General features: G+C 43.9%; 14 protein-coding genes. All 14 read left to right on the top strand.

Features of this window, described 5'->3' with window-relative positions:
- The first annotated feature begins 41 nt into the window (after nt 1–41).
- The 14 genes from flgF (at nt 42) to L5M38_RS08570 (ending at nt 13,882) form a co-directional block, all read left to right on the top strand.
- Nucleotides 42–785, top strand: a complete 744-nt coding sequence (gene flgF / locus L5M38_RS08505; protein WP_105251930.1) for a flagellar basal-body rod protein FlgF — start codon at nt 42–44, stop codon at nt 783–785.
- 10 nt (nt 786–795) lie between these two features.
- Entirely contained in the window at nt 796–1,584 is a 789-nt protein-coding gene (flgG, locus tag L5M38_RS08510; protein ID WP_028761205.1) for a flagellar basal-body rod protein FlgG, read from the top strand.
- 11 nt (nt 1,585–1,595) lie between these two features.
- Nucleotides 1,596–2,270, top strand: a complete 675-nt coding sequence (gene flgH, locus L5M38_RS08515) for a flagellar basal body L-ring protein FlgH (RefSeq protein ID WP_011847314.1) — start codon at nt 1,596–1,598, stop codon at nt 2,268–2,270.
- 11 nt (nt 2,271–2,281) lie between these two features.
- Nucleotides 2,282–3,373, top strand: a complete 1,092-nt coding sequence (locus L5M38_RS08520; protein WP_006082420.1) for a flagellar basal body P-ring protein FlgI — start codon at nt 2,282–2,284, stop codon at nt 3,371–3,373.
- A gap of 17 nt (nt 3,374–3,390) precedes the next feature.
- A complete protein-coding gene (gene flgJ, locus L5M38_RS08525; protein ID WP_263178792.1) occupies nt 3,391–4,533 on the top strand; it encodes a flagellar assembly peptidoglycan hydrolase FlgJ in 1,143 nt (380 codons plus the stop codon).
- A gap of 40 nt (nt 4,534–4,573) precedes the next feature.
- On the top strand, nt 4,574–6,493 hold the full coding sequence (gene flgK, locus L5M38_RS08530) for a flagellar hook-associated protein FlgK (protein ID WP_263178793.1): 1,920 nt from the start codon (nt 4,574–4,576) through the stop codon (nt 6,491–6,493).
- A gap of 11 nt (nt 6,494–6,504) precedes the next feature.
- Nucleotides 6,505–7,716: a flagellar hook-associated protein FlgL gene (gene flgL, locus L5M38_RS08535; RefSeq protein WP_263178794.1), complete on the top strand. Its 1,212-nt coding sequence runs from the start codon at nt 6,505–6,507 to the stop codon at nt 7,714–7,716.
- Between the two features lie 94 nt (nt 7,717–7,810).
- Nucleotides 7,811–8,638, top strand: a complete 828-nt coding sequence (locus L5M38_RS08540; RefSeq protein ID WP_263178795.1) for a flagellin — start codon at nt 7,811–7,813, stop codon at nt 8,636–8,638.
- A 273-nt stretch (nt 8,639–8,911) separates the two neighbouring features.
- Nucleotides 8,912–9,736, top strand: coding sequence for a flagellin (locus L5M38_RS08545; protein WP_263178796.1), 825 nt, complete (start codon nt 8,912–8,914; stop codon nt 9,734–9,736).
- A gap of 140 nt (nt 9,737–9,876) precedes the next feature.
- On the top strand, nt 9,877–10,254 hold the full coding sequence (locus tag L5M38_RS08550) for a flagellar protein FlaG (RefSeq protein ID WP_263178797.1): 378 nt from the start codon (nt 9,877–9,879) through the stop codon (nt 10,252–10,254).
- Nucleotides 10,255–10,299: 45 nt separating this feature from the next.
- Entirely contained in the window at nt 10,300–11,670 is a 1,371-nt protein-coding gene (fliD, locus tag L5M38_RS08555; RefSeq protein WP_263168853.1) for a flagellar filament capping protein FliD, read from the top strand.
- 30 nt (nt 11,671–11,700) lie between these two features.
- The gene (locus L5M38_RS08560; protein WP_263168851.1) at nt 11,701–12,021 is read left to right on the top strand and encodes a flagella biosynthesis chaperone for FliD, FliT; all 321 of its coding nucleotides are present in this window, start codon (nt 11,701–11,703) and stop codon (nt 12,019–12,021) included.
- A gap of 6 nt (nt 12,022–12,027) precedes the next feature.
- Entirely contained in the window at nt 12,028–12,438 is a 411-nt protein-coding gene (gene fliS / locus L5M38_RS08565) for a flagellar export chaperone FliS (RefSeq protein WP_212600932.1), read from the top strand.
- 121 nt (nt 12,439–12,559) lie between these two features.
- Nucleotides 12,560–13,882 carry an IS4-like element ISSba6 family transposase gene (locus L5M38_RS08570; RefSeq protein ID WP_263178798.1) on the top strand — a complete coding sequence of 441 codons (1,323 nt, stop codon included), beginning with the start codon at nt 12,560–12,562 and terminating at the stop codon, nt 13,880–13,882.
- The last annotated feature ends 260 nt before the right edge of the window (nt 13,883–14,142 follow it).

Genomic DNA, 14,142 nt, shown 5'->3' on the forward strand with positions numbered 1-14,142 from the left:
TGCTTTGATATCGTCATGTAGAAAATTTGACGGAGCAGTCTGTGGACAAATTCCTTTATGTCGCCATGAGTGGCGCTAAGCAAAATATGAATGAGCTGGCACTCCGTGCGAACAATTTAGCCAATGCTAATACCGATGGTTTTAAATCAGATATGGCGCAGGCCAGATCGATGCAAGCCTTCGGTGAAGGGTTGCCTTCAAGGGTGTTTGCGATGACAGAATCTCCGTCAGCTAATTTTCGCTCTGGTCCGATTAAAACCACTGGACGGGATCTCGATGTTGCCATTAAAGGCGATGGCTGGTTTGCCGTTCAGGCTAAAGATGGCAGTGAAGCTTATACCCGTTCAGGTAGTCTCAGTTTCGATGCGACGGGCATGTTGTATAACGACAGAGGCAATCCCGTGATGGGGGACGCTGGCCCGATAGTGCTGCCATTACCTATTGATAAAGTGTCTATTTCACAGGATGGCATAGTGTCTGTTCGCCCTCAAGGGGCGACTGCTGAAGTGATAGAAGAAGTGGCGAGATTGAAGTTAGTCAATCCCGGCAATGCGCAGATGATGCGTGGTGAAGATGGATTATTTCGACAAATGTCAGGTGAACCAGCACCAGCTGACCCTTTCGTCGCAGTTGAAAGTGGTGCCGTAGAGGGCAGTAACGTTAACCCTGTTGATGAAATGGTGTCTTTGATTGATCTTCAGCGGCAGTTTGAATTGCAAGTCAAGATGATGAAAACCGCGGAAGAGAATGATCGCGCTTCATCTTCATTAATGCGTATTAGTTAGGAGATAGATTATGCATCCGGCGTTATGGATTAGTAAAACTGGCTTAGACGCACAGCAAACTGATATTTCAGTGATTTCAAACAACGTAGCAAACGCTAGCACTGTGGGCTACAAAAAAAGCCGCGCAGTATTTGAAGATTTACTCTATCAAACAGTTAACCAAGCGGGTGGTGTTAGTGCATCTAACACTAAGCTACCCAACGGATTAAACATAGGTGCGGGTACGAAAGTCGTCGCCACTCAAAAAATGTTTACTCAGGGTAACATGCTGACGACGGATAACTCACTGGATCTCATGATTGAAGGTCCTGGATTTTTTGAAATCCAGCTCCCTGATGGAACCACTGCTTATACTCGAAATGGTCAGTTTACCTTAGACGATACGGGTCAGATTGTGACGCCAGGTTCTGGCTATTTGCTACAACCCGCGATCACTATTCCTGATAATGCGACCAGTATTACCGTTTCAGCAGAGGGTGAAGTTTCAGTAAAAACGCCGGGTACCGCTGAGAACCAAGTCGTGGGTCAGTTGACTATGACGGATTTTATTAATCCATCGGGTCTAGATCCTATGGGACAAAACTTATATACGGAAACTGGTGCGAGCGGCACGCCCATTCAAGGTACCGCTTCGTTAGATGGTATGGGTGCTATTCGTCAAGGCGCCTTAGAAACCTCTAACGTGAACGTGACCGAGGAACTGGTGAACCTTATCGAAAGTCAGCGCATTTACGAGATGAACTCCAAAGTGATTTCAGCGGTAGATCAGATGCTGTCTTACGTGACTCAGAATTTATAGAGGCAAACATCATGGCTAGATATCTTGTGTTGGCCGTCGCGTTATTGCTTGCAGCTTGTAGCTCGACGCAAAAGAAACCCCTTGCGGATGATCCCTTTTACGCGCCGGTATACCCAGAGGCACCGCCGACAAAAATTGCCGCGACTGGTTCTATTTATCAAGACAGTCAAGCATCTAGCTTGTATTCGGATATACGTGCTCACAAAGTTGGTGACATTATCACTATCGTTTTGAAAGAGTCGACTCAAGCTAAGAAGAGTGCAGGCAATCAGATCAAAAAAGGCTCTGACATGAGCTTAGATCCTATCTTCGCCGGTGGCAGTAATATCTCCGTTGGCGGTGTGCCACTTGATTTGCGTTACAAAGATAGCATGAACACTAAACGTGAATCGGATGCGGATCAGAGTAATAGTTTAGATGGCAGCATCTCGGCAAACGTGATGCAAGTGCTGAACAACGGCAGCTTAGTGATCCGCGGCGAAAAATGGATCTCAATTAACAACGGTGATGAGTTTATTCGCGTCACAGGTCTGGTTCGCTCGCAGGACATTAAACCCGATAACACTATCGATTCAACGCGAATGGCCAATGCCCGTATTCAATACAGTGGCACTGGCACTTTCGCAGATGCTCAAAAAGTGGGCTGGTTAAGCCAGTTCTTTATGAGCGACTGGTGGCCCTTCTAAGGAGTCGTATCATGAAATATAAACTGGTGTTAGCCGTTGCCGTGCTGGTGTTTTCTCTACCTAGTCAGGCTGAACGAATTAAAGATATTGCCAATGTGCAGGGCGTACGCAGTAACCAGTTGATCGGTTATGGCTTAGTGGTTGGTTTGCCGGGAACGGGTGAAAAAACCAGTTATACCGAACAGACCTTTATGACTATGCTGAAAAATTTCGGCATTAATCTTCCTGACAACGTCAAACCAAAGATTAAAAACGTCGCTGTGGTTGCCGTACATGCGGATATGCCAGCCTTTATAAAACCGGGTCAAGATCTTGACGTCACCGTATCTAGCTTAGGCGAAGCCAAAAGTTTACGCGGTGGCACCTTATTGCAAACCTTTTTGAAAGGCGTTGACGGAAATGTGTATGCCATAGCCCAAGGCAGCTTAGTGGTGAGTGGTTTTAGTGCCGATGGTTTAGATGGTTCAAAGGTCATCCAAAATACCCCAACAGTTGGTCGCATACCCAATGGCGCGATTGTTGAGCGCAGTGTGGCGACCCCGTTTTCAACCGGCGATTATTTGACGTTTAACTTACGTCGTTCTGATTTTTCGACTGCACAACGGATGGCCGATGCGATTAATGAGCTATTAGGCCCTGATATGGCGCGTCCTTTAGACGCAACATCTGTGCAGGTCAGTGCTCCGCGTGATGTATCACAACGGGTGTCTTTTTTAGCAACGCTTGAAAACCTCGATGTTATCCCCGCAGAAGAATCTGCCAAAGTGATCGTTAACTCACGCACTGGAACCATAGTGGTTGGGCAAAACGTGCGCTTACTCCCAGCGGCGATTACCCATGGCGGCATGACAGTCACGATTGCTGAGGCAACCCAGGTTTCACAGCCAAACGCCTTGGCCAATGGTCAAACAACTGTCACGAGCAATAGTACGATTACAGCGACAGAAAGTGACCGCCGTATGTTTATGTTTAATCCTGGCACAACGCTGGATGAGCTGGTTAGAGCGGTTAACTTAGTCGGTGCAGCCCCTTCAGATGTGTTAGCAATACTTGAAGCATTAAAAGTGGCAGGAGCTTTGCATGGTGAACTTATCATCATCTAATTTCTGTCGGGAAAATCATGGAAAAGCTTTCAAGTTCATCACATTTTCTTGACCTGGGCGGGCTAGATTCACTCCGCGCCCAGGCTCAGAAAGATGAGAAGGGCGCCTTGAAAAAGGTCGCCCAACAATTTGAAGGTATTTTCGTGCAAATGCTGATGAAAAGTATGCGCGATGCCAATGCGGTTTTTCAGTCTGATAGTCCACTCAATAGCCAATACACTCAGTTTTACGAGCAGATGCGCGATCAGCAGTTATCGGTCGATTTATCTGACAAAGGTGTATTGGGCCTTGCCGATATGATGGTGCAGCAACTCTCTCCCGAAACAAGTCATTTCACGCCTGCATCGGTATTGCGTGACGATGGTGGCATGAAAATGCTCCACGACGATAAAGCGCTTAATGTGCCTATGCAGAGTTCAGCCGCTCCTGTGGTTGAACCCACAGTTGTAAATCATGGTGTGCCGGCTGCTATCGCTCGGCCTGTATTTGAACCGGATAGAGCTGAAGATGCAAATTCATCAATGGACATTGATGCGCCTAATCGTTCACTGGCTATCGATACGCCTAAGCCGAGCTGGAGTGAACAATCACTTTCAGTGGTAGAACCTGTGATTAGCGGCCAAGTTTTGCCGACGGCAGCATTTAGGGAAACCCAAAAGATTGTCAGGTTTGGTAGTCGAGAAGAATTTTTAGCGACCTTATATCCACATGCTGAAAAAGCCGCAAAAACATTAGGTACTCAACCAGAAGTATTGTTGGCGCAATCGGCACTGGAAACTGGCTGGGGACAAAAAATTGTTCGCGGCAATAACGGCGCGCCAAGTCATAACCTATTCAATATTAAAGCTGATCGCCGTTGGCAGGGCGATAAGGCGAACGTCAGCACCTTAGAATTCGAACACGGTGTGGCAGTGCAGCAAAAAGCCGACTTCCGTGTTTACAGTGACTTTGAGCATAGCTTCAACGATTTTGTGTCCTTCATTGCAGAAGGCGATCGTTATCAAGATGCGAAAAAAGTGGCCGCTTCCCCTACTCAATTCATCCGAGCTTTGCAGGATGCGGGTTATGCCACTGATCCTCGATACGCTGAAAAAGTGATTAAAGTGATGCAGTCGATCAGTGAAGAACTGAAATCAATTCTGCCAGGAGAAGACAAATGATGAACCTTACAACCCTGTTTGTTCATAGGAGTGTCAACTAATGGCCGTTGATCTGCTGAATATTGCGCGAACTGGGGTGCTTGCCTCCCAGTCGCAACTGGGTGTCACCAGTAATAACATTGCTAACGCCAATACCGCGGGTTACCACAGACAAGTGGCAACCCAGTCGACTCTAGAATCACAGCGTTTAGGCAATAGCTTTTATGGCACTGGAACTTACGTTAATGACGTTAAGCGTATCTACAATGACTATGCCGCAAGAGAGTTGCGCATTGGCCAAACAACGCTCAGTGCCGCCGAAGCCAGTTACGGTAAATTGAGTGAACTCGATCAGCTATTTTCTAAGATAGGCAACGTTGTGCCACAAAGCTTAAATGACCTGTTTTCAGGTATGAATAGCGTGGCGGACTTACCCACAGACCTGGGCATCCGCAGCTCGACCTTAACGAATGCGCAGCAAGTCGCCAGTAGCCTGAATCAGATGCAGTCTTATTTGAATGGTCAGCTCGATCAAACCAATGACCAGATAACCGGCATGACCAAGCGTATTAATGAGATCAGTACAGAACTTGCCAACTTAAACCTAGAGCTGATGAAGTCACCGAATCAAGATGCGCAGTTGCTCGATAAGCAAGATGCACTCGTTCAAGAGTTAAGTCAGTACGCCCAAGTGAATGTTATCCCGCAAGAAAATGGCGCTAAGAGTATTATGCTCGGTGGCTCTGTAATGTTGGTTTCTGGTGAGATTGCCATGAGTATGGGGACTCAAGCGGGTAACCCATTTCCCAAAGAGTTACAGCTTAACTCAAGTATTGGTTCGCAAAGCGTTACTGTTGACCCAAGTAAACTGGGTGGTCAGCTAGGAGCCATGTTTGATTATCGTGACCAGACGTTAATTCCCGCGGGTCATGAGCTTGACCAATTAGCTTTGGGCGTGGCTGATAACTTTAACAAAATGCAAGCGCAAGGCATTGACCTCAATGGTCAAGTCGGCGCCAATATCTTCAAAGATATCAACGATCCTATGATGTCCTTGGGTCGTGTAGCAGGTTTTTCTGGTAATACGGGCAATGCAACGTTAGGCGTCACAATCGATGACACCAATTTATTAACTGGCGGTGCCTACGAGCTGTCATGTGTCAGTACTGCGCCAGCTTCTTATGAGTTGAGAGATACGGAAACGGGGGTGATAACACCGCTGACTTTATCAGGCCCGACTTTTGGATTTTCAATTGACATAAAAGCGGGCGCGATGGCGTCGGGGGATCGTTTTGCCATTCGCCCGACAGCGGGTGCTTCAAATGGCATTGAAGTTGTTATGAAAGACCCTAAAGGTATTGCCGCCGCATCCCCAAAGATTACTGCAGATGCCGCTAACTCGGGTAATACCCAAGTTAAGTTGACTCAAATTGGCAATCGCAATGCCGCAAATTTCCCTTTGACGGGCAGTGAATTGACGATCAAACTCGACACCACAGTCGTGCCACCCACCTATGAAGCATTCGATGCCGCAGGAACATCACTTGGGGCTGCTACAACTTATACCCCACCGAGTATCAGCGCCTTTGGTTTTACCTTTGAAGTAGATAGTACAGCTGCAGCGGGTAATGACAGATTTACCTTCGATTTATCCTTCGCCGAGGGTGATAACTCCAATGCTGTCGCTATGGCTAAGTTGAGCGAAAGTAAGGTGATGAATGGGGGAAAGTCGACCCTAGCTGATGTGTTCGAGAACACTAAGCTCGAGGTAGGCAGTAAAACGAAAGCGGCTGAAGTGCGTGTTGGTTCGGCAGAGGCCGTGTATCAACAAGCTTATGCGCGAGTAGAGAGTGAGTCGGGTGTGAACTTAGATGAAGAAGCAGCAAATTTAATGCGTTTTCAGCAAGCCTATCAAGCCTCTGCGCGGATCATGACGACTGCACAGCAGATTTTTGACACCTTATTATCCTCAGTGCGTTAGGAGATTTAACTATGCGATTATCATCCGCGCAGATTTTTAATCAAAGCATTACCAGTGTGCTGCAAAAGCAAACAGCGACCAGCAAAATTCTTGACCAATTGAGCAGTGGTAAGAAAGTCAATACTGCTGGTGATGATCCTGTGGCGTCACAGGGTATTGATAATCTGAATCAGAAGAATGCACTCGTCGATCAGTTTATGAAAAATATTGACTATGCGACAAATCGTCTTGCTGTGGCAGAAAGTAAACTCGGTAGTGCTGAAGATTTAACTGGCTCTATGCGTGAGCAAGTTATGCGAGCGATAAACGGCACACTCTCAGGAACTGAGCGGCAAATGATTGCCGAAGAGATGAAAGGCAGCTTAGAGGAATTGCTCTCAATTGCCAATAGTAAGGATGAATCTGGCAATTATATGTTCTCTGGTTTCAGTACCGATAAAGAACCTTTTGCTTTTGATAACTCGACGCCGCCTAAAATAGTGTATAGCGGCGATTCTGGCGTCAAAAATAGTTTAGTACAAACGGGTGTTGCCATGGGGACAAACATCCCTGGCGATAGCGCGTTTATGAAAGCACCCAATGGACTTGGTGATTATAGCGTCAATTATTTGGCCAGCCAGCAGGGGGAGTTTAGCGTTAAAACAGCAAAAGTTGCTGATGCTGCAACTTATGTTGCTGATATATATACATTTAACTTCACTGATAATGGTGCCGGTGGTACTAACTTACAAGTGCTCGATTCTGCAAGTAATCCTGTCGCAAACGTAGCTAACTTCGATGCCACTAATCCCGTTAGTTTTAATGGTATAGAAGTTAAAATTGATGGAAAACCCAGCGCTGGCGATAGTTTCACCATGGAGCCGCAGGCCGAAGTCAGTATTTTCGATACGATCAGCAGTGCGATTGCCTTAATTGAAGACCCTAATTCTGCCAACACTCCCCAAGGTCGAGCTCAGTTGGCACAGATATTGAATAACATCGATAGTGGCGTCAATCAAATTAGTTCTGCCAGAAGTGTGGCGGGGAATAATCTGAAAGTTGTCGAAAGTTACAAAGAGACTCATACCGAGGAGAAAGTGGTGAATTCATCAGCGCTATCACTCTTGGAAGATCTCGATTATGCATCAGCGATTACGGAATTTGAAAAGCAACAGCTTGCATTGAACGCAGTCTCTAGCGTGTTTAGTAAGGTGGGTTCTGTTTCCCTGTTCGACTTTATTTAACAGAAAGCAAGTACCTATCCATCTGTAAGATAAATTGTTAAAAATTTAGCCAAGCTCCAAGCCTTGGCGGTATAACTAGGAAGAGGAACTCAACATGGCTATTACAGTAAATACCAACGTGACTTCAATGAAGGCACAAAAGAATTTAAATACTTCCAGTAGCGGTTTAGCGACCTCAATGGAACGTTTATCCAGTGGTCTACGCATTAACAGTGCCAAAGACGATGCCGCTGGTCTAGCCATTTCTAACCGCTTGAACAGCCAAGTGCGCGGTTTAGATGTGGGTATGCGTAACGCAAATGATGCGATTTCAATTGCTCAAATCTCAGAAGGTGCGATGCAAGAGCAAACCAATATGCTACAACGTATGCGTGACTTGACTATTCAAGCTGAGAATGGTGCAAATTCAACCTCTGATATAGATGCTATTAAATCAGAAATTGATGCGTTAGCATCTGAAATATCTGCGATTGCAAACTCCACTGCATTCGGTAACACTAAACTGTTAAATGGTGATTTTGCAAATGGAAAAACTTTCCAAGTAGGGCATCAAAATACAGAAGACATCACTGTTTCGGTATCGAAAGTCACAGCAAGTGCATTAAAAGTTCAGGCTTCAGTTGTGAAGGTTTCTACTGCAGCTCAGAGAAGTGTATCATTAACAAATATTGATGCAGCAATCAAAGCGATTGATAAACAACGATCAAATTTAGGTGCTATTCAGAATAGACTTGCGTACAACATTAGTAATAGTGCTAATACTCAAGCCAACGTTGCTGATGCAAAGAGCCGTATTGTTGATGTTGATTTTGCAAAAGAAACTGCAACTATGACGAAGAATCAAGTGCTGCAGCAAACAGGCTCAGCTATGCTTGCGCAGGCTAATCAGTTACCTCAAGTTGCATTATCTCTTCTTGGTTAATGTTACTGATGTGATGTGATGTGAAGTTATTGGCGTTATCTTGAAGTGTTTTTGCCTACTTGTTCTAGAATTATCTAGAACAAGTAGGCAAAGTTTTATAGGGTTTGATATTTATGCTTATGATAATTAGAGTTATTTTATAAAATCAATATATTTTAAAAATAACTCTAAAGTTAAAAAAGATGCTGCCGTTAAATATAGTGTAACCACTAAGACCCGCCTGGTTTAAGTAGACAGGCAAGTTCACAAGCCAGGTATAAAGAGGAAACGATCATGGCCATTACAGTAAACACTAACGTCACATCTTTGAAAGCACAGAAAAATTTAAACTCATCTGCCACTGGATTAGCATCCTCAATGGAACGTTTATCAAGTGGTTTACGTATCAACAGTGCCAAAGATGATGCTGCAGGTCTAGCAATTTCTAACCGTCTAAACAGCCAAGTGCGTGGTTTAGATGTGGGTATGCGTAACGCTAACGATGCAATCTCAATCGCCCAGATTTCTGAAGGCGCGATGCAAGAACAAACTAACATGCTTCAACGTATGCGTGATTTAACCATTCAGGCAGAAAATGGTTCAAACTCTACCTCTGATATCGGCGCGATTAAATCAGAGCTTGATGCGCTTGCAACTGAAATCACTGCAATCGCTAACACAACAGCATTCGGTAACACCAAACTATTAGACGGCAGTTTTTCAAATGGAAAAACTTTCCAAGTTGGCCATCAAAATACTGAAGATATTGCAATTTCGGTGAGTAAAGTAACGGCTAGTGCGATAAAAGTACAGGCATCAGTTATTAAAGTATCTACAGCTGTCCAGAGAAGTACATCATTAACAAATATTGATGCAGCAATAAAAACAATCGATAACCAAAGAGCAAAATTGGGTGCGATTCAAAACCGTTTAGCATACAACATTAGTAACAGTGCTAATACTCAAGCAAACGTTGCTGATGCGAAGAGCCGAATAGTTGATGTGGATTTCGCGAAAGAAACATCACAAATGACCAAGAACCAAGTGTTGCAACAAACGGGTTCTGCAATGTTGGCCCAAGCCAACCAGTTACCTCAAGTGGCCTTGTCACTACTGTAGTTTAAAGCAGAATAGTGAGAATGTGAGAAGGGAGGTTCGGTGACGGATCTCCCTTTGCCACTTTAAAGGTTAATGTAGTTTTATAGGGTAATTTTAATGTAACCATTTAAAGTTATTACTAAATTTGCTGAGGTATGGTTATGGATATCAATATAGCAAGTTCACCTTCTATGCTTCACAGTAAGGTTGATTTAGCTCAAACGCCGCTAAAAGCATCTGCTCCAGATGCTGAATTAAAGCGAAATACGTCTATTGAACAAGCTGTGGAACAAGATGTAACGAAAAATGAACAGAATCCAAGTAAGCTGGCTCAAGTTGCCACAGAGTTGTCTGATATGATGTCTATGATGCGTAAAGGTTTAGCATTTAAGGTTGATGAGAACTCTGGACAAGCTGTTGTGACTGTACTTGACCGAGATACTGGCGATGTCATTAGGCAAATGCCGAGTGAAGAAGCATTAGCCTTAGCTGAGAAATTATCTGAAGTCACTGGGCTTTTGATGAAAACAGAGGCGTAGATATCCACATTACTAGTAGTGATAGTTGAAGAGTAAGAGGTTTATATGGCATTAACAGCGATGGGTATCGGTTCTGGTTTGGATATTGGCAACATTGTTAAAGTGTTAGTCGATGCCGAAAAAACACCGAAAGAAGCGATGTTTAATAAAACGGAAGACAGCATCAAAGCAAAAGTTTCTGCAATGGGAACCTTAAAAAGTGCGTTGTCTACGTTTCAAGATGCCTTAAAAAAACTTCAAACTGGCGATGCCCTCAATCTGCGTAAGGTATCTGTTAGTAATCAAACTTATTTGTCAGCAACAACAGACAAAACTGCACAAGCCGGTAGCTATGGTATCAAAGTTGAGCAACTTGCCGTAAATCATAAAATTGCTGGAAAAAACGTTGCTGATCCTGCATTACCTGTAGGTGAAGGGAGCCTTGATTTTGGTATCAATGGTAAGAATTTTTCCATTGATGTTTCGGCTACCGATTCGCTTGCTGCGATTGCTAAAAAAGTTAATGAATCACCAGATAATGCGGGCGTAACTGCAACTGTTATTACCAGTGATGCAGGCAGTCGTTTGGTTTTTAGTTCAGATAAGTCAGGTGAAGACAATCAAATTAGTATTATAGCTAATGACACGACTGGAACTGGACTAAATGATATGTTCGGTGCTGGAAATATCTCCACGCTTCAAGATGCTAAAAATGCGGTTGTTTATATCGATAATCAGAAAGTTACCTCACAAACTAATGAAGTTAAAAATGCTATTGCAGGTGTGACGTTAAACTTAACTGATGCTGATGTTTCTAAGACGACTACGTTAAAAATTGAACAAGATGATGATGCAGTAAAGACAAATGTGAAAGCTTTTGTCGATGCCTACAATAGTTTAGCGACAGCAGTTGATAAAATGTCGTCCTATGATAAAGAGAAAAAAACAGCAGCTGCATTACAGGGCGACTCTATGATCCGTTCTATAGAATCGCAACTCCGAAGTATATCGAGTGAACGAGTGCCAACTGATAGCGGCAGTTCGATAGCATTATATGATATAGGTATAAAAACAGATAGATATGGTAAGTTATCTGTCGATGACACTAAACTTAATAAAGTCATCTCTGAAGATATGGCCAGTGTTGAGGCATTATTCTCGACACCAGATAAAGGGCTTGCTAATCGCTTTAATGATCTTGCAGATAGCTATGTCAAGTCTCGAGGATTGATTGCTTCTCGTCAAACCGGATATACCAATCAGCAAAGCCAAATCGCAGATCAAAGAGAAGCCTTTACGCTTAAAATGGATCAGTTAACCGCGCGTTTAACGAAGCAATTTAATGCGATGGATCTTGTCGTTGGTCAACTCAATCAACAGAGCAGTGGTCTTGTTGATCGTTTGAATTCGCTTCCTGGAGCTGTTAAAAAACGATAGTGAATTTATAAATGAGTAAGGGAAGTATAAGTGAAACAACTCGATGAGCTTAATGTCCTTTTGAGTGAAATTTTAAATAAGCTGACTCAGCTTCCTGCTGAAGAGTCTCAATCTGACGAGTTGGTGTCGAACTTGCAGGTACTGGTTGGAGAGCGTCAAATTTTACTCAATGTATTAGTGGCTGATGCTAATATGACAGATGTTGATTATCTTCAACATCAGCTTGAACTTACTCAAGAGTACACAGGTAAAGCAAGTGTTGTTATGGCAGATAGACAAGCATTATTACATGCAGGTAATAAGAATAAGCGCCAGATTAGTGTTTATGAGACTATAGATTTAAACAGGTAGGTGTTTATGAGAGGATCACTGCAATCGTATCGTAAGGTGTCTTTAGAGAGTGAAATTACTGTTGCGTCACCACATCGTATTATTCAGCTTATGTTTGCGGGGGCACTACAACGTTTAGCACAAAGTCGCCTTGCGATTGAACAAAATGACTTGTCTAATAAAGGCATGTACATTGGCAAAGCTATTGGGATTATTACTGGTTTAAACAATAGCTTAGATATGGATGCTGGTGGCCAGATAGCTAGAAATTTGAGTGATTTATATGACTTTATGTTGCGTAGAATTTCTGAAGCTAACCTAAATAATGATGTGAAAGCAATCGATGATGTATGTGATATTTTACGCACAATCAAAGAAGGTTGGGATGCAATTCCTGCAGATAAACATAATATTTCTGCGCATTCTGAAGCGGGTTAATATCTTATTTCGTGATTAAAAATAGACGCACTGGTTGTAATGCCGATCAGTTAAGACAGATCGCTTGACGATCTCGCTGAAAAGATCAAAATCCGATGACCTCATGTCATCGGATTTTTTTATGCAACTCTCAGAAGCACTCGCCCGCACTCATATTACCCGCCTAACCGAATTCACCTGCTTAGCTGATGTGTTAGAACCTGAGTTAATTCAATCTTGTTTGGACTCACAAGGCGTTGCGACGTTAAGACGGCGTAAATTGCCGATGGACGCGATGATTTGGGCCGTTATCGGAATGGCTTTGTTCCGAGGGGAGTCTGTTCGGTCACTCATCAACAAACTCGACATTGTTTTGCCGCAAGAGATTGATTATGTTGCACGCAGCGCCGTGACTCAGGCGCGTAAACGATTGGGCAGTGAGGTTATTCGAGAAGTGTTTAGTCGCAGCGCCAATACCTGGCACGCGAGAGCTGAACATCCTCATTGGTGCGGTCTTAACTTGTATGGTGTTGACGGTGTAGTGTGGCGGACACCCGATAGTGTCCAAAATCAAGCCGCCTTTGCGCGAACCGCAAACGCTTCAGGCGAAGCGGCTTATCCGCAAATTCGCATGGTTTGCTTGATGGAGTTAAGCAGCCATTTGTTGGTCAACAGCGCCTTTGATTCGGTTGCCGAAAATGAAATGAACTTAGCATCTCAGCTCATTCCTAGCATTCCCAATCACAGCCTAACCCTATTTGACCGAGGATTTTACTCGCTCGGCCTTCTGCACGCTTGGCAGCAAGCGCAACCTGACAGCCACTGGTTGTTGCCATTGAAGAAAGGCACTCAATATGAGGTGGTTCGAACATTGGGAAAACATGACCAGTGGGTGAAGCTCACCACCACGCCTCAAGCCAGAAAGAAATGGCCGCAGCTCCCTGATACCCTTGAAGCGCGTTTACTCACTAAGACAGTGAAAGGTAAGTCAGTCGCCATTTTGACCTCGTTGACTGACCCGATGCGTTACCCCAGCGAAGACATCGTCGACTTATATGCCCATCGATGGGAAATCGAACTGGGCTACAGAGAGATGAAACAACATCTGTTGGAGAGCCGTTTTACGCTACGCAGTCAACTACCGGAGCTGGTGACTCAAGAGCTGTGGGGCGTGCTACTGGCCTATAATCTCATTAGATATAAGATGTTGCTGATGGCTAAAAGCTTGCCATCGGTCCATCCTAATCAACTGAGTTTTAGGGATGCGGCGAGTTATATCATCTTCAAGTTGACACAACTGCCATCACAAACACCGTGGAATGTCCCGAGAGACGTATTGGATATAGAACGCAATGCACGGCAATTTAAGTTGGATGGTAAACGGGAAAGGGCTTATCCAAGAGTCCTTAAAATGAGTAAAAACAAGTATCCGGTTAGACCAAAGAAAAATGCCGTTCACTCTTAAGTGAACGGCATTACGCACTGGTTGCGTCTTTTTTTTGGCTTAAAGTCAAAGTATTGACGTTTTAGACTAGAATCATGTCGTAAATGGACTAAAATCAATTCAGTTTGGCATAAACCTCATCTGAGGCTTGCTTCTCGTCTGCTGATAATACAATATTCATCACAAGTAGTGATGGTGGCACAGATTGTTACATTGAATTTGTTAAGCTTTTACAGCAACTAATCATAAATAATTAATGCGAATTAATACATATTAGAGCT

Source organism: Shewanella sp. SM101 (assembly GCF_025654465.1).
Taxonomy (GTDB): domain Bacteria; phylum Pseudomonadota; class Gammaproteobacteria; order Enterobacterales; family Shewanellaceae; genus Shewanella; species Shewanella oncorhynchi.